General features: G+C 48.8%; 15 protein-coding genes and 2 pseudogenes. 7 read left to right on the forward strand and 10 right to left on the reverse strand.

What is annotated here, in order from left to right; translation table 11 throughout:
* The 4 genes from RS889_RS19135 to RS889_RS19150 form a co-directional block, all read right to left on the reverse strand.
* A complete protein-coding gene (locus RS889_RS19135; protein WP_315708384.1) occupies nucleotides 1-663 on the reverse strand; it encodes an amino acid ABC transporter permease in 663 nt (220 codons plus the stop codon).
* A gap of 47 nt (nucleotides 664-710) precedes the next feature.
* Nucleotides 711-1,568 (reverse strand): transporter substrate-binding protein, encoded by an 858-nt coding sequence (locus RS889_RS19140; protein ID WP_021014501.1) that lies wholly within the window; start codon nucleotides 1,566-1,568, stop codon nucleotides 711-713.
* Between the two features lie 252 nt (nucleotides 1,569-1,820).
* Nucleotides 1,821-2,351, reverse strand: coding sequence for a GNAT family N-acetyltransferase (locus RS889_RS19145; protein WP_290181665.1), 531 nt, complete (start codon nucleotides 2,349-2,351; stop codon nucleotides 1,821-1,823).
* Nucleotides 2,352-2,483: 132 nt separating this feature from the next.
* Nucleotides 2,484-2,909: a hypothetical protein gene (locus RS889_RS19150; RefSeq protein WP_315708385.1), complete on the reverse strand. Its 426-nt coding sequence runs from the start codon at nucleotides 2,907-2,909 to the stop codon at nucleotides 2,484-2,486.
* 459 nt (nucleotides 2,910-3,368) lie between these two features.
* On the opposite strand from RS889_RS19150, the gene nifJ reads away from it, so the two are divergent.
* The 6 genes and pseudogenes from nifJ (at nucleotide 3,369) to RS889_RS19180 (ending at nucleotide 13,264) form a co-directional block, all read left to right on the forward strand.
* A complete protein-coding gene (gene nifJ, locus RS889_RS19155) occupies nucleotides 3,369-6,902 on the forward strand; it encodes a pyruvate:ferredoxin (flavodoxin) oxidoreductase (RefSeq protein ID WP_315708386.1) in 3,534 nt (1,177 codons plus the stop codon).
* Nucleotides 6,903-7,041: 139 nt separating this feature from the next.
* Nucleotides 7,042-8,130: pseudogene (locus RS889_RS19160) on the forward strand (L,D-transpeptidase family protein); the annotation flags it as partial.
* 407 nt (nucleotides 8,131-8,537) lie between these two features.
* A complete protein-coding gene (locus tag RS889_RS19165; protein ID WP_315708388.1) occupies nucleotides 8,538-8,993 on the forward strand; it encodes a MarR family winged helix-turn-helix transcriptional regulator in 456 nt (151 codons plus the stop codon).
* Nucleotides 8,990-10,111, forward strand: a complete 1,122-nt coding sequence (locus tag RS889_RS19170; protein WP_315708389.1) for an HlyD family secretion protein — start codon at nucleotides 8,990-8,992, stop codon at nucleotides 10,109-10,111. Before RS889_RS19165 ends, RS889_RS19170 begins: the two co-directional genes overlap by 4 nt.
* Complete coding sequence (locus RS889_RS19175; RefSeq protein ID WP_315708390.1) at nucleotides 10,098-11,678, forward strand: DHA2 family efflux MFS transporter permease subunit; 1,581 nt, start codon at nucleotides 10,098-10,100, stop codon at nucleotides 11,676-11,678. The genes RS889_RS19170 and RS889_RS19175 overlap by 14 nt, the downstream gene beginning before the upstream one ends.
* Before the next feature lie 107 nt (nucleotides 11,679-11,785).
* Nucleotides 11,786-13,264: a mannitol dehydrogenase family protein gene (locus RS889_RS19180; RefSeq protein WP_315708391.1), complete on the forward strand. Its 1,479-nt coding sequence runs from the start codon at nucleotides 11,786-11,788 to the stop codon at nucleotides 13,262-13,264.
* 58 nt (nucleotides 13,265-13,322) lie between these two features.
* Here RS889_RS19180 and RS889_RS19185 read toward each other — a convergent pair whose 3' ends face one another.
* Nucleotides 13,323-13,532, reverse strand: coding sequence for a helix-turn-helix domain-containing protein (locus RS889_RS19185; protein ID WP_021014492.1), 210 nt, complete (start codon nucleotides 13,530-13,532; stop codon nucleotides 13,323-13,325).
* Between the two features lie 440 nt (nucleotides 13,533-13,972).
* On the opposite strand from RS889_RS19185, the gene RS889_RS19190 reads away from it, so the two are divergent.
* A complete protein-coding gene (locus RS889_RS19190; protein WP_315708392.1) occupies nucleotides 13,973-15,499 on the forward strand; it encodes an MFS transporter in 1,527 nt (508 codons plus the stop codon).
* Between the two features lie 77 nt (nucleotides 15,500-15,576).
* On the opposite strand, the gene RS889_RS19195 is transcribed toward RS889_RS19190, so the two are convergent.
* From RS889_RS19195 to RS889_RS19205, 5 genes and pseudogenes are all read right to left on the reverse strand, one after another.
* Nucleotides 15,577-16,587, reverse strand: a complete 1,011-nt coding sequence (locus RS889_RS19195) for an AI-2E family transporter (RefSeq protein WP_021014490.1) — start codon at nucleotides 16,585-16,587, stop codon at nucleotides 15,577-15,579.
* 281 nt (nucleotides 16,588-16,868) lie between these two features.
* Nucleotides 16,869-16,952 (reverse strand): annotated as a pseudogene (locus RS889_RS23895) (hypothetical protein); the annotation flags it as partial.
* A gap of 122 nt (nucleotides 16,953-17,074) precedes the next feature.
* The gene (locus RS889_RS19200) at nucleotides 17,075-17,434 is read right to left on the reverse strand and encodes a VOC family protein (RefSeq protein ID WP_315708393.1); all 360 of its coding nucleotides are present in this window, start codon (nucleotides 17,432-17,434) and stop codon (nucleotides 17,075-17,077) included.
* 124 nt (nucleotides 17,435-17,558) lie between these two features.
* On the reverse strand, nucleotides 17,559-17,726 hold the full coding sequence (locus tag RS889_RS23900; protein ID WP_425475087.1) for a GNAT family N-acetyltransferase: 168 nt from the start codon (nucleotides 17,724-17,726) through the stop codon (nucleotides 17,559-17,561).
* Nucleotides 17,727-18,388: 662 nt separating this feature from the next.
* A complete protein-coding gene (locus RS889_RS19205; protein WP_021014488.1) occupies nucleotides 18,389-18,784 on the reverse strand; it encodes a hypothetical protein in 396 nt (131 codons plus the stop codon).
* Between the last annotated feature and the right edge of the window lie 621 nt (nucleotides 18,785-19,405).

A 19,405-nucleotide genomic window follows, 5' to 3' on the forward strand; every position in this document is an offset into this window, starting at 1 on the left:
CTAACGCGCCAATGCCAATCGCTGTTCGACCATCCGCAATGCGCTGGCAATCAGGTAGCAGCTCACGATGTAAAGCAGACTGGTCACCAGCCAGGTTTCAATCACCCGATAGCTTTCCAGATTGATCTTACGGGCATAGAACGTCAGTTCTGGCACCGCGATAGTCGCTGCCAAAGAGGTGTCTTTAAATAGCGAGATAAAATTATTACTCAGTGACGGCAGCACGTTGCGAAACATAATGGGAATGACGATATAACGCTTGATCTGCCACTCTTTCAGCCCGATGGCCTGCCCGGCTTCACGTTGTCCGGCCGGAATATTCAATAATCCGGCCCGGAACACCTCGGTCAGATAAGCGCCAGCATAGAGAGACAGCGTGACAATGAACGATCCGATCTGATCGAGCATGATACCGAGGCTCGGTAAGGCGAAGTAGATCATCAGAATCAGGATTAGAATCGGCAGGTTGCGCACCACGGTGACATAAATCAACGCCAGCCAGCGTAACGAGGCGTGTCTGGATAACATACAAAATGCTGAAGTAAGCCCCAGCACACACCCCAGAACAATGGAAAGCAGAGACAGTTCAAGCCCCAGCCACAATCCCGATAGCAGCAGATCGAAATTTTGCCACACCGGTGCAAAATTAAGTTGATAATTCATAGTGTTACCTCAATGCCCGGTGGAGAAAACCACCAGGCATTCGCCCCTTATTTATATTCCACCGGGAATCCGATTGCCGGCGATGGCAGGGAAACACCAAACCATTTCTTATAGGCAGTGGCATAGTCACCGAAATCTACCCCGGTCATGGCTTCATGTAAGGCGGTATTGAGATAGTTTTCCCACTCCTGATCGCCACGTTTTATCGCACAGGAATAACTTTGCGGGCTCCAGGCATAGTCAGGAGAGCGATAATGCCCAGGAGTTTGAACCATCAGCCAGCGTGCGGACGACTGATCGGTAGCAACAGCATCTGCCCGTCCCGAATTCAACGCCTGATACATCAAGTCAACACTGTCATACTGCGCAACAGTCGCTTTGGGTAATGCCTGATGCACCAACTGTTCGGCATAGACATTCTGCAATACTGCGACACGCAGCGAAGTACCGGCCGCCTTCATATCATCAACCTGTTTATACTTGCTGTTTGCCAGTAACAGCAACGCCACGCCTTCCCGATAATAAGGAATAGTGAAATCAACCTGTTGGGCCCGCTGAGCAGTGACTGTCATGCCTTGGCAGGTTAAATCCACTTTGTCCGTCAACAGATTTGGAATACGGGCATCCGAGGATTGTTGTACAAACTGCACTTTGTTCGGATCGTTAAACAATCCCTTGGCAATGATTCTTGCGATATCAATATCAAATCCCTGCAATTGACCATTTGCCCCTAAAAATCCCCACGGTGCATTGGTACTTCCAGTACCGACGATCAAATAACCTCGCTTTAAAACATCCTCTAACTTGGCGGCATATCCAGAAGTGGCATAGGCAAATAGCATCACGCCACTCAGCAACAAACAGCCCAGTTTTTTATTTTTCCCTGAAAATACGTTTATGTTCATAATGTCACCATTTTACGTTATAACGGAATTGTTTTCGTAACAATGGAATATATGCAGTAAAAATGCCAATATGAACATATTGAAAAAAAATTGCTTAATACGATGAAAAAAGACGAAAAATAGTTGATAAGGACAACGTGAAGGTAATGTCTCTGGGAAGAAAAAAAAGATGTAATTGCACCAAATTAAATCATGATGCACAAAAAAGAAGCATATATGGGAAACATCAGCGAAAGTGGCAGGTTGCTATTTCTATGCTTTTCGGCGGTAGAAACACAAGGTTTCTTCCCGTTCCAAAACGGGAACAAATAGGGTTTTGCAATCCAGAAAGTGAAAATGACTTTTTAGCAGCACCCGGCCTGATGCAGAATTGTGCCGCAGGTGGCAGCTGTATAGCTGGGTCAATCCAAGTTGCTCGAAAGCAAACTGGCAGATGTGATAATTTGCTTCCGTAGTAAACCCTTTACGTCTGAAATCCTTTCCCAGCCAAAAACCTGTTTCAGGATATTGACTATCAAGCGCCAAGAGCGACACCGTACCTATCAACTCGCCGCTCTCCCGCAGAGTAATAGCAAATACAACGCTTTTTCTGCTTTCCCAGTCACCGGGATGAGCGGCAATCCACGCTTCAATAGTAGGTAAAGGACAAGGATAAGGAATATCGATCGTCATCTCGGCAATGTGAGGATCGTCATTTAATAAGGCGCAAACTCGTACTGCATCATCGGCCTGGAAAGGGCGCAGAATTAAACGGTTGGTATTAATAGATGGCTGCTGCTGCATAATATTACCCTTCTGCCGGTGGTACCGATATCATAAACAGCGCCAACCTGACTGACGAACGATAACCGTTTGTGAGCTTCCGGCATTGATAGTTCCGGGTCTGGCAGCAAAAATACAGACCCGGAAACAGAATCAAGGGTAGAGCATGCTGGCAACCTGTTCGCTTTCCTGTTGGCAATAACCGGCATAGGACATTGCCGCGACAAATGTGGCGCGATCGATGTTCGAGTGGGCATCAGACGTGAGCACAATCTGTCCGATATCCTGTGGCGTCAGCTGTGGATAACAAAAGTGAATGCTATCCGCCACATCTCTACCGACATAACCGAGCTTACGCAAGATAACCCCATTATTCTGCGCGGAAATATCATCTTCGTAGGCCATCTGAAGAACCTCAACAACCAATCGGGCCGTCAGAATATTAATCCGGGAAACATCGGTATATTGGCTACCTAACGCCTGAATGATGTGATTAACCGCCTCTTCTGGCGTAAACCCGTTTTCCCGCAAGGAAGACAATACAGAAACCAGCTTATCTTTCAGCTCAGTCGACATCATGCTGTTCCTTCATTAAGTAAATGTTTCTGTCAATAAAAGTGCCCCGCTTCCTTACCGTCACAGCCTGATTCCATTAGCAAATAGGCAATTATCTCCCCGGATAAGCCACATCGCTGCCACTACACTTACAGACAACATAAACAACCGTTAACTGTTGCCTTATTCAAATCTACTGGCAATAACATCCTGTTGCACATCTTCTCGCTCAAATCGTGACATAAAATCAATTAATAGCTGCCCGCTCCCGTTTTAATTTCACACCATGTCCACTTTTCATTACCACACCCCATAATGTTCGCTGCTATGCTTTCACTATCTCATCTACGGGCGCTATCTCATCTACGGATTAGAAGCAGGATTCATGCAGTAAAAAATTACACACTTTGATACAACCCTATGTGACATCAACGGCGATAATACCGTTTCATACCGTAATTCGTTCAGCAATAAGGCGTAGTCATGATCACCACCGACGGTAATAACGCGGTCACCTCCGTGGCCTGGCGAACCAATGAAGTCATCGCCATCTACCCCATCACCCCAAGTTCCACCATGGCAGAGCAGGCGTCAGCCTGGTCGAGTGATGGGCGTAAAAATATCTGGGGAGACACGCCACGCGTAGTCGAGATGCAGTCGGAAGCCGGTGCTATTGCGACTGTACATGGTGCGTTACAGACCGGTGCGTTGGCGACGTCCTTTACTTCTTCGCAGGGATTACTGTTAATGATCCCGACACTGTACAAACTGGCCGGCCAGTTGATGCCGTTTGTACTGCATGTTGCGGCGCGTACCGTCGCCAGCCATGCGTTGTCTATTTTCTGTGACCATTCCGATGTCATGGCGGTACGTCAGACAGGCTGTGCCATGTTGTGCGCCAGCAACGTACAGGAAGCGCAGGATTTCGCACTGATATCCCAAATAGCCAGCCTGAACAGCCGTTTACCCTTTATTCATTTTTTTGATGGATTCCGCACCTCACACGAGATCAACAAGATTGAACCGATCAGCGATGTGCAACTGCATCAGTTACTACCACAGCAGGCCATTGCCGCACACCGTGAGCGAGCACTTACACCTGACCATCCGGTGATCCGCGGTATCGCCTCAAACCCAGATACTTTCTTCCAGGCCCGTGAAGCCACCAATCCCTGGTATGACAACGCCGTCCGGCATGTCGAGCAGGCAATGAATGATTTTGCCAACGTTACCGGGCGTCAGTACCAACCATTTGAATATTATGGTCATCCAGAGGCGACGCGCATTATCGTGCTGATGGGTTCTGGCGTGGGCACCAGTGAAGAAATGATTGATACACTGCTTACGCGCGGTGAAAAAGTCGGGGTGGTAAAAGTGCGGTTATACCGCCCATTCTCCGCTCGTCATTTGCTGTCGGTTATCCCGCAACAGGCGCAGCATATTGCTGTGCTGGATCGGACCAAGGAACCGGGATCGTTGGCTGAACCGCTGTATCTGGATGTAATGACCGCACTGGCGGAAGCCTTCTCTCGCGGTGAGCGCTCACTGATGCCACGAGTGATCGGTGGACGTTACGGTCTCTCCTCAAAAGAATTCACACCGCAATGCGTGGAAGCGGTATTTAAAGAGTTAGCACTGACCAACCCCCGGCCCCGTTTCACCGTGGGAATTTATGATGACATCACCCATCTATCCTTGCCGCTCAGCGCCGAAACGACACCCAGCCACTGCACACTTGAAGCACTGTTCTATGGACTGGGTAGTGACGGCACCGTCTCTGCGGCCAAGAATTCCATCAAGATCGTCGGGAATGCCACTCCCTTGTTTGTACAGGGTTACTTCGTCTATGACTCCAAAAAAGCCGGCAGTCTGACCGTTTCCCATATGCGTGTCGGCCCTCATCCGATTAACGCCGCCTACCTGATTGATCAGGCCGATTTTGTCGCCTGTCACCAGTGGCAGTTCATGGATAAGTACAATATGGTGGAACGACTGAAACCCGGCGGCATTTTCCTGATTAATACCCCTTACCCCAGTGATGACCTCTGGCATCGTCTGCCACAGGAAGTGCAGGCCGAGCTGAACCAGCGCCAGGCCCGGGTTTATTGCATCAATGCCGCCAGAATTGCCCGTGAATGCCAGTTAGGCGCACGGATTAACACCGTCATGCAAATGGCATTCTTCCATCTATCCCGCATCTTGCCAGGGGATGATGCACGGGAAAAACTGCGTTCGGCTATCGCTAGCAGTTACGGTAATAAAGGGCAGGATCTGGTTGAGCGCAACTGGCAGGCGTTAGATGCCACGCTTGACGCATTAGCTGCGGTGAATCTGGAACCGGTGAACCCGGAAAGCGGGTGCCGCCCACCGGTAGTATCCGATGCCGCGCCAGATTTCGTAAAAACCGTGACCGCAGCCATGCTCGCCGGGTTGGGTGATAGCTTACCGGTCTCGGCCCTACCACCGGACGGCACTTGGCCGACCGGCACCACCCAGTGGGAAAAACGCAATATCGCAGAAGAGATTCCGTTGTGGAAACCAGAGCTTTGTACCCAGTGCAACCATTGCGTGGCGGCCTGCCCTCATTCGGCGATTCGCGCTAAAGTCGTGCCCGCTGACGCCATGGCTTCGGCACCGTCGTCACTGCAATCACTGGATGTCAAATCCCGTGACATGCGGGGCCAAAAGTACGTACTACAGGTCGCGCCGGAGGACTGCACCGGGTGCAATCTCTGCGTGGAAGTCTGCCCTGCCAAAGATCGCCAGGATCCGACAATCAAGGCCATCAATATGGCGTCACGACTGAAACATCTGACCGTAGAAAAAACGCACTATGATTTCTTTCTGCAACTGCCGGAAATTGATCGTTCCAAACTGGAGCGCATTGATATCCGAACGTCGCAGCTGATCACCCCGCTGTTTGAATATTCCGGTGCCTGCTCCGGTTGTGGTGAAACACCTTATATCAAGCTGTTGACCCAGTTGTATGGTGATCACTTACTGGTGGCCAACGCTACCGGGTGCTCTTCCATTTACGGCGGCAACCTGCCGACAACACCCTGGACTACCGATGCTCAGGGACGTGGGCCGGCCTGGGCCAACTCGTTGTTTGAAGATAATGCCGAATTCGGTCTTGGTTTCCGCCTTAGCATAGATCAACACCGTCAACGCACACTACGGCTGCTGCTGCAACTGGCACCACAGTTACCGGCAGAACTGGTCGTCGATTTGCAGGAAGCGACCGCCACCACGGACCTTCGCCGCCAGCAGGTCGCACAGTTACGGGAGCAACTGAGCAAGATAAACAGCGAACCAGCCCGCATACTGGCCGCCGATGCCGATCATCTGGTGGATAAATCCGTTTGGCTGATCGGCGGAGACGGCTGGGCCTATGATATCGGTTATGGTGGTCTGGACCATGTAATGAGCCTGTCGGAAAACGTCAACGTACTGGTACTTGATACCCAGTGTTACTCCAACACTGGCGGACAACAGTCCAAAGCCACCCCGTTGGGAGCCGTGACGAAGTTTGGTGAAAAGGGCAAACGCAAGGTACGCAAAGACTTGGGCATCAATATCATGATGTACGGCCATGTCTATGTGGCGCAGATTTCCCTTGGCGCCCAACTGAATCAAACGGTGAAAGCCATTCAGGAAGCCGAGGCCTGGCCTGGTCCGTCATTGATCATTGCCTACAGCCCTTGTGAAGAGCATGGTTACGATCTGGCGTTCAGTCACGACCAGATGCGCCAGCTTACTACGACCGGCTTCTGGCCGCTGTACCGCTTCGATCCGCGACGTAGCGAGCAAGGTAAACCGGCCCTGGTGACGGATTCCCGTCCGCCGTCCGCCAGTCTGAGCGAAACCCTGCTTAATGAACAACGCTTCCGCCGTCTTAACAACCAATCGCCGGATGATGCAGCACGGCTTTACCAGGAAGCTGAAGAAGATCTGCGCCGTCGTTATGATTTTCTGACCATGATGGCCGGAAAAACCGAAAAAACGTCATCGGAGTAACAGCAAAAAATGTGATTCATCGCACGGAGTATTTCTCTGTGAGCTTTCTGCACATATAATGCGCATCCGGTCTCTATTGACCATAAATAAGCATACTCCGTTATGCTGGTAGGCTTTAACACTCAACAAAGACATGAAAATGAGTATTCGCGCGACCCTGATCCTAGTTCTGGCGACTGTCACATTTAGTCAAGCAGCACTCGCCGTTGTCTACCCACTGCCAGCCGGTAAAGGCCGGTTAGTCGGTGAAAATATTCACGTCACTATTCCAAAGGATAGTACGCAACCATTAGAACATTTTGCCGCCGAGTATCAGATGGGGCTGAGCAATATGATGGAAGCGAACCCCGGTATTGATGCCTATTTGCCGCGTCCAGGCAGAACCATGCTGATTCCACAGCAGTTGATCCTGCCGGATACGCCACATGAAGGCATTATTATCAACAGTGCGGAAATGCGCCTTTACTACTACCCCAAAGGCACCAACACCGTGATTGTATTACCTATCGGTATCGGTGAACTGGGTAAAGACACCCCGATCAACTGGATAACGTCCGTGCAGCGGAAAAAGGCGCGCCCGACCTGGACGCCAACGGCCGCCATGCATGCCGAATACGCTGCCCGTGGTGAAACACTGCCCGAGGTTTATCCGGCCGGTCCAGATAATCCGATGGGATTGTATGCACTTTACATTGGTCGGCTGTACGCTATTCACGGTACTAACGCCAACTTCGGCATCGGTCTGCGCGTCAGCCACGGTTGTGTTCGTCTGCGTGATAAAGATATCAAGTATCTGTTCGACCACATACCGGTGGGCACTCGCGTACAATTTATCAACGAACCGGTGAAAGCCACAGTTGAACCGGATGGTTCACGCTACATTGAGGTACATCACCCCCTGTCTCGTGACGCTGCGGAGTTCAACTCCAACGCACCCATTCCGATCACACTGCCTGACAGCGTAGCCAAAATCCTGGCGGATCCGAGCGTAAATGATCGCGTGACTGATCTGGCGCTTAGAAACCGTCTTGGCATACCGGTGAAAGTCAACGGACCAGCAGAAGAAGTGGATCCAGAGGTCACCCCTGCTCCCGAAACACAGGCGCCAATTATTCAACAGGCCTCCGCGACACCGGCCACTCCGGATAATAGCCCGTCCACCGCGCAACCAGCCGCCACAGCGGATGGAAGTGCACAAACAACAACACCAGCCACTTCGGATAGCAGCCAGTCTGCCGCACAACCGGCCGCCACAACGGATGGAAGTGCGCAAACAACAACACCTGCCACTTCGGATAGCAGCCAGTCTGCCGCACAACCGGCCGCCACAACGGATGGAAGTGCGCAAACAACAACACCTGCCACTTCGGATAGCAGCCAGTCTGCCGCACAACCGACCGCCACAACGGATGGAAGTGCGCAAACAACGCCTGTCACACCGGCGACCACCGTTAACAAATCGTAGTATTATTCTCAGGAGCAGCCCACGGGCTGCCCTGCTCTCCTCTATCATTTCCCTTTTTCTACCATGCGTAACCAGAGAGAAACGTCTGTGCGATATCGCACAAAATAAATTGACTTGTCATTAGTTGCATTGTTAATTAATTATATGTCACTCACTGGATATAAATCGTTATGTCATTTATTGAATCATCTTCCCGTCGTCGCTTCGCCGTGATGCTTGGGCAAACTACCCGTCTTTGGCGGCGTGTCATCGACCGTGAATTACAGCCGTATGGGTTAACACAAGCCACCTGGTTACCCTTGTTGTACATCGCCCGGGCAGAAACACCCTCCCACCAAAAAGCCCTGGCCGATGCTATCGGTCTGGATGCCTCAGCGGTAGTGCGGTTACTGGACTGCCTGCAAAAACAGGGGCTCATCGAAAGGCGAGAAGGTACAGATCGTCGTTTTAAAGAGATTCATCTGACCGAACAAGGTCTGCAACAAGTGGAAAAAGTAGAAAATATTGCCAACAAGATCCGTACTCAAGCATTGGAAGGGTTATCGGAACAAGACATTGAGCAGGTAAGCCAGTTTGTCGGGCAGGTCATTGATAATTTAACCCGCCTAGAACAAAACCAGTCATGAGAATAACGTTACCGATGCTGGCAGGGTTTCATCATCTGAATCACCGCCATAAAACGCTATTGCTGGGAGGCGTGGCAATATTGCTCGCCGTGCTGGTGGCAACCTCGTTCTGGTTTTACCAACGTTTGACGCACATTACTGAAAACGATGCGCATATCGTGGGAGAAGTCATTTCCCTTGCCAGCCGGCAAGACGGCTGGTTGACGGCCCGCCCGGTGATTGACGGTGATGTCATCAAAAAGGGCCAGATATTGGCGCAAATTGACAATCGTGACGCAAAATTGCAGCTTGCCGCGCTGGAGGGCAGCCTGGCGGCGGCCGATGCCCAGGTCAGCTACAGTCAGACTCAACGCCAAGTTACGGACCTTACCACTCAAGCTGAACAGGCACAGGCACAATCAGAGCTGGCGGCAGCTGAATCGGCTCTTAGCAACGCGGGTTATCAGCTCACACTGGCTCAGAGCAATTTTCAGCGTGATGACCAGTTATTAAAACGAAACCTGACGTCGAAAAAAACCTGGGACGAATCCCACACCACATGGCTACAGCGGCAAAGCGGACTACAGGAAGCGGAGGCTCAACGCGATGCACAACGGGCGGCACTCGCCAATGCCAAAGCACAACGTAATACACTACAGGTACTGGATCGACAGATCGATATGCAGCGCCAGCAACGCGCCGCATTACAGGCACAAGTTGAGCAATTGAAGCAAGACATTGCCGACCGGACACTGCGTGCTCCAGTAGATGGCGTCGTTGACCGCACCATCACCAACGTTGGGGAATACATTCAGGCTGGGCAATGGATCATGATGGTACATGACCCACATAACCTGTGGGTGGAAGCCAATATTAAAGAAACAGCTATTGCGCGGGTGAAAGTCGGGCAACCGGTTGATATTGAAGTTGATGCTTATCCTGGTCAACAATTTCAGGGACATGTCGTCCGGGTCGGAAACGCTGCAACTAACCAGTTTGCTCTGCTACCCAGTCCCAATCCATCAGGTAATTTCACCAAAATTACCCAGCGTGTACCGGTACGTATCGCACTGGATAACGTCGACACCCGCCTGAAACCGGGCCTCATGGCACAAGTGACCATCAATGTCGCCGATTGAAGCCCAGGCACAGCGTTTTGGTCACACATATCGCTGGTTAGCCACAGTGACAGTGATGCTCGGCACTATTGCGACTACCGCCACCGCGACTATTGTTAATGTCGCCATGCACGACATTATGGGCGCTTTCGGTATGGGGCAGGATCAGGTGCAATGGCTCTCCACCGCGTTTCTGGCCTCCATGACCGCCACCATGCTGATGACAGCCTGGACGCTGGAACGCTTTGGTTACCGCGCCACATTTGTCGGCGCGTTAGTTGTTTTTGTGCTGGGCAGCATCATGGGAACCCTCAGCCAGAGCAGTACCGAGGTGATTATCGCCCGTATCCTGCAAGGCAGCGCGTCCGGCATTATTCAGCCATTGGCGATGATTATCATTTCCCAGGTTTTTCCTGCCTCTGAACGAGGGCGAGCCATGGGTATCTACGGCGTCGGCGTCGTCTTGGCGCCAGCCCTCGGACCAGCGGCCGGCGGGCTGATGGTTGACCAGTTAGACTGGCGTGCCGTTTTCATGGTGGTTGTCCCGTTCTGTCTGGCGGGCATTGCCGCAGCCTTGGTGGTACTACCGGGAAAAAGTGCTGATGCCGCTACACCACGACATAAATTCGACCTGCCAGGGTTTATCTTGCTGTTGATCGCACTGACCACGCTACTGGCTGGTTTATCCAACGGACAGCGGGAAGGCTGGAACTCATTTTTTATCATCGGAATGTTGAGCTGTTCTGTACTGACGACCCTGGCGTTCATTATTTATGAACTGCTGACGCCACAGCCGCTGCTCAGTTTGCGGGTATTCAACAATCGGGCGTTTACTGCCGGCTGTATCGTTGCTTTTGCCCTGGGAGCCGGTATTTACGGTTCAACCTACATTATCCCGCTGTTTGTACAAACCATTCAGGGTTATACCCCTACCCGTTCCGGTCTACTGCTGATGCCCGCTGGCCTGGCATTAGGAATGGTGTTTCCATTGGCCGGGACGCTCAGTGATCGAGTGAAACCACATTATCCGGTGATCATCGGCTTGTTACTGTTCGGATTATCCTGTTGGCTCTCCAGTGATGCGGATACCAATACCCCATTCTGGACCATGGCTTGGTGGATTGTCGTGGGACGTGTCGGCCTGGGCGTGATGTTACCGGCGTTGAACGCTGGCGCACTGCGTGCCCTGACACCAGACAAGCTGGCTCAGGGGGCTGGCAGCCTGAATTTTATTCGTCAGTTGGGAGGGGCATTAGGCGTCAATCTGCTCTCGGTGCTGATCGAACGTCGCACCACCTTTCACGGTGAAATGCTGGCAGAGTCACTGACTGCCGCTAATCCGGTGGGAAACGATGCTATCCGCCAGCTCGGTAGCCTTTACACTCACTGGGGTAACCCGTTTGGCGACCCATTCAATATCAGTGTTAACCCTGGCGTAATGGAATTTATTCAGCGTATGCTGACACCTAAAGCACAGATGCTCGCTTATCAGGATAGCTTTTACATTGTAGCGATGTTCTTTTTTGCCGCGATCATCCCCGCCTGGTTTATCCGTCAGGTATCAACACTAAATCCGCCCCGCCGGTAATACCGGGTGATGCCGGCAAAGCTGACCGGATACACAGGTTGCTCCAGGACAGAAAGGTCGCTATCGTTAGGCAGTTAATCTCTTTTTCCATTTCGGAATCGCCGATAATGTCCAATATCACCCAAAACCTTTCTACCGTTTCCTTGCCAGCTACCGTTCAGCAGCCGCACTATGACCGCAATGCGTTGAAACCCCGCATTGTTCATATCGGTTTTGGCGCCTTTCATCGTGCACACCAGGCACTGTTGACCAACCGGGTGCTAAATCAGCAGGGTGGCGATTGGGGGATTTGTGAAATCGTGTTGTTCAGTAACGATACGATGATCACATCATTACGCCAGCAGGATCATTTATTCACTGTGCTGGAAAAAGACGCCACCGGAAATCACGCCATTATTATCGGATCCGTATGCAAATCCCTACACGCCCGCGTGGAAGGTATTCCGGCTATTCTGGCACAACTGGCAGATCCGGAGGTGGCGATTGTCTCCCTGACCATCACCGAGAAAGGCTACTGCATGGATGGCTCCAGCGGTATGTTGGATCAGAATAACCCATTAATACAGCAGGATCTGGCCGATCCTCTGCACCCGTCTTCCGTACCCGGCCTGCTGGCCGAGGCGCTGCGACTGCGCCATGAACACGGTATCGCGCCTTTTTCCGTACTTTCCTGCGATAACGTGCCGGAGAACGGCAAAATCGCCAAAAAAGCGGTGATGGAATCGGCCCGGATACGGGACGCCGATCTGGCGGAGTGGATTGACAGTCAGGTCACGTTTCCCAATACCATGGTGGACCGCATCGTGCCTGCCGCCACGCCGGAAACCTTGCAGCAGATTACCGACGCACTGGGCGTGGCAGATCCATGCGGGATAGCCTGCGAACCTTTTATTCAGTGGGTGATCGAAGATAATTTCGTCGCTGGCCGACCAAACTGGGACATTGCCGGAGCACAGTTGGTCGATGATGTCCTGCCGTTTGAAGAAATGAAGCTGAGAATGCTCAATGGTAGCCACTCTTTTCTCGCTTATCTGGGTTATCTGGCAGGCTATGAGCATATCAATGATTGCATGGAAGATGAGCACTATCGTCAGGCAGTTTACCACCTGATGCTAAAAGAGCAGGAGCCCACACTGCGGCTGAAAGACCGAGATCTTGTTACTTATGCTGATCAACTGGTTACCCGCTTCTCCAACCCGGCGCTGAAACACCGTACCTGGCAGATTGCCATGGATGGTACCCAGAAACTGCCACAACGTATGCTAGCCTCGCTGCGCTGGCACATCGAGCGCAGTAGCGATTGCCGTTGCCTGATTCTGGGCATCGCCGGTTGGATGCGCTATGTCAGTGGTACAGATGATGCAGGACAAACAATAGATGTCCGCGACCCATTGATTGAGACGCTACGGAATATTGTCAACACAACGGCTGATGACATCGAACGGGTACGCAAATTATTGTCGCTGAAAAGCGTATTCGGCGATGATTTGCCCGTCAACAATACCTTTGTCACTGCCGTCACGCAGGCTTATCTGGCGCTACGCGATCACGGAGCTAAATTTGCCGTTGCCGACCTGCTGAAATAAGCCACAGTACAACTATTGATAATCCCCCGTTCCGGCGGGGGTATTGATTCGCAGCCCCTTATTCATCCGGCCGGTATTCCAATAAATCACCCGGCTGGCACGACAATGCAGCACATATTTTCTGCAACGTATCAAAACGGATACTTCTCACTTTCCCTGATTTCAGCAATGACAGATTTTGTTCCGTAATCCCGATTAAGCAAGCCAGCTCCCGCGACTTCATTTTCTTTTGTGCCAATAACACATCCAACCTAATAATGATTGACATAAACCATCCTGATTATGGTGTTAATCATGGAAGTGCCATGAAGATGTTTTGCTCATTGCAGGAGAGTAAATAACAATACAACCTGTTTTCACTCTCCCGGTTCACTTCAGTTGTTACAATAGCGACAACGCTCATCCTCCGCGCTCACGAACACCTCCGCGCTAACACTTATCTTTTCATAACGGCATCATGCTGGTTGAAACACAACAAACTTACTGTATAGCGATAAAATATTAATGTTAATTAGTAAAATTATATATTTTTATTCACTTTTATCAGATCCAATTAAAAAATCTTATTTCATGATCTCTCTGACAGAATGCTATTAAAAACCACCAGAACCGTGATGGTTAGTTTACTTTATCAATTGGAGAGCAAATTATGGAAACATGAGTTCATTTCAAATGAAATAATGTTTCATAAGTGTAGGAAAATTGATCATGAGTAAACCCATCTCTTTTAAGCACACTTTCTGTTATGGCAGCGCTAACCTGCTGGGCAGTGGTGCCTTAGCCATCAGTGGTGCCTGGCTACTGTACTTTTACACCACATTTTGTGGTCTGACATTAGTACAGGCAGCGTCAATTTTCTCTGTTGCCAGTATTATTGATGCTATCAGTAACCCGGTAATGGGTTACATCAGTGACAATTTCTACAACACCCGACTCGGCCGGATGTTTGGCCGTCGTCGTTTCTTTATTCTGCTAGGCATTCCGTTGGTATTAGTCTATCCCATGCTGTGGATGCATGGTTTCGGCTTTTGGTATTACCTGGCTACCTATGTCCTGTTTGAGCTAATTTACACCTCAATCATGGTGCCTTACGAAACGCTGGCCACCGAAATGACCAGTGATTTTAAAATGCGGTCTAAACTAACAGGTTCTAAAGCCATTTTTGGTAAAGTGGCCAACTTTCTGGGCGCATTTATTCCAGGTCAATTTATTCTTATTTATGGCAAGGACTCTGCCACCCCCTTCTTCTACACCGGCCTGGTTTATGGTGCCATCATGTGTGCCGCAATGGTTTCACTCTATCTGACATCCTGGGAACGGCCTATCAGCGAAATCGTGCATGAAAACACTACCAGCCTATGGAACGCGCTGAAAAAACTCAGTGTGGATATGGCATCAACCTTCCGCCTGCGTATTTTCCGTAAACATATGGGTATGTACTTGTTTGGGTTCGGCGCTGAGTGGTTGTTCGCTTCTGCCTTCACCTATTTCATCGTTTTCGGTCTGAAGCAAAACACAGCGCTGGTTTCCCAGCTCTCCAGCTTCAGCTCTATTATGCAGTTGATTTCCACCGCAGCCTTTATTGGTATCTGTGTAAAAATGGGCTTCGCACGGCCGTTCCGCCTGGCGCTAACCGTGGTTATTGTTTGTGTAATAGCATATGCCGCGCTCTATTTTGCTAACTGGTCTCACACCGCAACCATTGCCGTACTGTTCGGTATCACCGCCATATTTGGTCTGAGCACCGGAGGGATATACTATATTCCCTGGACGGTATACACCTTCCTGGCTGACGTGGATGAAGTCCTGACTGGTCGTCGCCGTGAAGGTATCTATGCTGGCGCCATGACATTCGCCGGTAAAATGATTCGCTCCGTTATCGTATTTGTCATGGGGTGGACATTGAGTCAATTCGGGTTTGTTTCCGGTCAGTCAACTCAGCCGGAAAGTGCGGTTTTGGCCATTATCGGGGTGTTCTCTCTGGGCGTGACGGGTCTGGCTATCATCGCCATTTATTACACCACCCAAATGAAGCTGGATCGTAAAAACCACGCTATCCTGTTGGAAGAAATCGCCCGCATCAAAGCCGGTGGCGCTATTGCCGATATTCCTGCCGAAGCGCGAGTGGTTGCAGAAGAACTGACTGGTTGGAAATATGAACAGTGTTGGGGTAACAACCCGCTCGGGGTGCAACCAGAAGTAAAAGAACCGGTTGTCGCAATTTCATCCCGCTAACATGATATAAGTCACTTGTTCCAGCCCGGGAATTTGCCGGGCTGAATGTTTTGGAAACACCTCGTCACCCACCGTATTCAGATCAATGCAGCTTCTTTCAGCTCACTTTTCAGATAGGCATAGTATATCGGCGCGGCAATCACACCGGATATCCCGAAAGCGGCTTCAAAAACCAGCATCGCCAACAGTATTTCCCAGGCATGGGCTTTAATTCGGGTACCCACAATTTTAGCGTTAAGAAAATACTCCAGTTTGTGAATCAACATCAGATAAACCAGTGCCACCAACGACACCGGCACTGAAATGGACAATGCCGCAATGAACACCACGGAATTGGAAATCAAATTGCCGATCACCGGCAGCAGACCAAATATAAACGTCAATATCACCAGTGTTTTGGCAAACGGTAAATGAACGCCAAATCCGGGGAAAATACCCAGGATAAAAACGGCAGACAGGGTGGTATTCACCAACGATATTTTTACCTGCGCGAACACAATATTCCGAAATGATGCGGACAACAGCGCCACACGGTGTAGTAACTCTGTTTTCAGTAACGGTTTTTCAACGTCTGGTTCAACGTTATACAGAGAAATGATCGCACCCAGGATCATACCGATCAACATGGTGACAAATCCATGCAAGAAATCCTTACCCAGATTCTGCAATATCACTACATGCTTTTGCAGCCAGGACAGAAACTCACGCTGTAATTCGTCAATACTTACCGGTAAGTATCCAGGTAAATAAGTCATGAATTGCTTTTGCACGTCATGTAAAATAAACGCAATACGCTCATTAAATACGCTGGTGTCTTTCATTTCCTGCATCAACAACCCTACCAGCGTACCAAAAACCACACACAGCAGGCTAACCACTACCGTACTAATCACCGCCACCACCAACAACCGTGCGCGCTTACCACTGATAACTTTCTGAAAATACGGCGTTAGCAGATTGATGATTTCATACACCAGAAAACCCGCGACAAAACAAGCCAGCAGGCGTAGCACAATCAAAAGCAATAATCCGCTCATGATAAAGCCAATGCTTAATAATCTGGCCTGCCTCAAATTCAACAACTGCATGATGAGATCCTGTATTCTGGTGATTGATAACGTAATAGTCGCCATAATCATTTTGGCTGATTAAGTAATATTCAGGCCACGCCTCGCCAAAATAGCCATTGTCACGTGCATGACTATTGTCTTCGATATGACATCGACATCATTTAGCGACCCAAACTCTTCGGCTTCTGTGCCAGGCAGCCATTTGGATAGTTGAACAAAACATTTCTTGTGGCTCTCCGGGAGTATGACCCCAATGGAGTCAGGAACGTCACGCGTTGACGGTCCGCTTGAATTGTTTGTTATGTCTTCAGATATCTTGACAGTATACCGCTTATGAAAGGCTCTTTCTGGCGTAAGTAGTCAGCCATACTCATTCCTCTAGCAACAAGTTTTCTTTTGAGTTCACCATAAGCCTTGAAGTCACTTTCATGATGTTCAAGGCAACGCCCAACTCAAGCGGGCAATTTGCAGCAACAGCGGGAGATTGATCCATTGCGTGCGCTTGTTATACGCGAGCTTCAGACCACACCGCAAACTCATTACCACTTGGCTCAAGAAAATGAAAACGGCAGCCGCCAGGAAACGCAAATATTGGACGGATAACTTCACCACCATTTTTCAGCACGTTGCTTAATGTTGCCTTGATGTCAGCACTATAAAAAATAAGAAGTGCTCCGCCAGTTGTTGTTTGGCTACAAGCGTCAGATTTATAAAAACCACCGTCTAAACCTTGATTAGCAAACGCAGTATATTCCGGCCCATAGTCAACAAAGTCCCAGCCGAAAACAGTGGTAAAGAATGATTTTGTTGCGTCTAAATCCTTAGCAGCAAATTCTACGTAATTAAGTTTTTCATGCTGATTCATGTTCACTGCTCCGTCTGATTTTCCAGATAAGTGTATAACACGCCATTAAACCGCAAGCGTTAGTGAGCCCAGTGAAAGACTCGCCTTTTGCGGTCGGAACAATATTTGAGCGGCTTATTAGCATTTAGCGTTCCAGCACCATTGGCTGAAATCTAATTCCCTCTTTACTTGTCACAGACTCGGATTCCTTAAACCCCAACTTCTTATATATTGGGACAGCGTATATAGATGAACGAACTGTATAGGTGTTTAAACCCAAAGCAAAGTCGACGATGACTGAACATATTATCACCTGACGAGGCCATAATCTGACCTTTACCGTCCCTGTCTTTGAGCAGTTTCAACTAAAATCAGTCAGAAAACTGAAGTCTCTGGCAAACCGGTTGAATGTTAAAACGGAATGGGGTGATCTGAAACCCGTCAGGCAGCAATAATAGTCAGTAGATATACGGGTTAAAAGACCAAACTTGAATTAACAACGATGAGTATAAAGGTCACGATCAGTATTACTAATACAGACTACTCATGTAAATTTAACAATTCATTATATACCCGTCATACTTCAAGTTGCAGGTGTGTTGGCTGCGTTCGTTCACCCGAATCACTTACCTGAGTAAGCTCCTCGGGATTCACTCTCTTTCCGCCTTCCTGCAACTCGAATTATTTGGGGTATATATGCTGATTATTCTAAAAGGATTGGCAATATTCACAACATTACTCATAACACATGCATAAAGATAAATTTCTCTACTCTCATTAATGAGTTTTCTTATTCTATAGATATAATTTTTAATTATAAAAACACCACCATCGAAACGTATCGATGAAATCAACTGAAATAAAACTGTAATAAAGTGAGTGATTATTACTGGTCAAAAAAAATGGCAGCACTGCTGATAGGCGCAAAAATGTTCAGTTAAGGCTGCCATTCATTGTTTTGTGTAATAAAAACGCTTAAGAAGCGAGGTGTGATGTAGTGTCAGTATTTTCTTGATTCAGAATCACTAAGGATAATACCCGGTTTTCCACATTCAATTTCGAGAAAGAAAGCGTACCCTGGTTCTTTTTAGAAAAACCATCTGATAATAAATCCCAGACCACGCGAGTGCTAAGTACATCACTGTTGGTTATGAAATCCTGATATGCAAATTTCACGTTAACCGGCAATACATCGTCAATAGATACTGGAGTATTAGGCACGGAGCGTAGGCCAAAATGCGCATTAAATGCAGAATTGGCGTAGATCACCTTGCATTTTTCATCAATTACTGCAACAGCGCGCCTATCATTGTGCGCTGGGGCGGTACTTAACATGTTTATGATTTCGTTCTGCCCAAATATCAGACTCATTATTTCCTCTGCTTCATGCTGTGTAAAAGCTGTCCATCTGAGTAGGTGTGAGTAAGCCATAGTTCAAGAGCCACATGATGATAGTTCTTAAACTAACCAGATCGGGGAAATCCGATTGATGTAAAAATCGCCAAACCGTTCAGGAATAATAACCAACTAGTTGAATTATATAAATAATGAAAATTGTTCAACATTATTGGTTACTGACCTGTTTATTATAAATAGACAAATAATATTACCGTCGAGTCATTATTGGTTTTGATTATCCACATCAACACATCATTAAATAATCAAACCTATTTACTAATTTTCAGTCTATTTTTTATTCAAAAGAAGAAACTGGCAAATGGCTGTATAATACAGTCTGTATAGGATCTGCTTTCGATCCAAGCGCACTATACCGTCTTCTTCCCCGAGGTTATCGACTGAATAAGCGTGATTTTTGCGCCATTTGATCGCATAGTCCGATCAAATATTCATTAATAATAGTTATAAGCAATTGAAAGTGTCAGATTGGACATTACTTTCCTCATGATCAAGTAAATAGTTTTTGCAATACCTAAAAGTGTGATCGTTATCACATACCATCAATGCCTGTTATCAATCCCAACACCTGGTGTT

The organism is Brenneria uluponensis, assembly GCF_032395385.1.
GTDB classification, from domain to species: domain Bacteria; phylum Pseudomonadota; class Gammaproteobacteria; order Enterobacterales; family Enterobacteriaceae; genus Prodigiosinella; species Prodigiosinella aquatilis.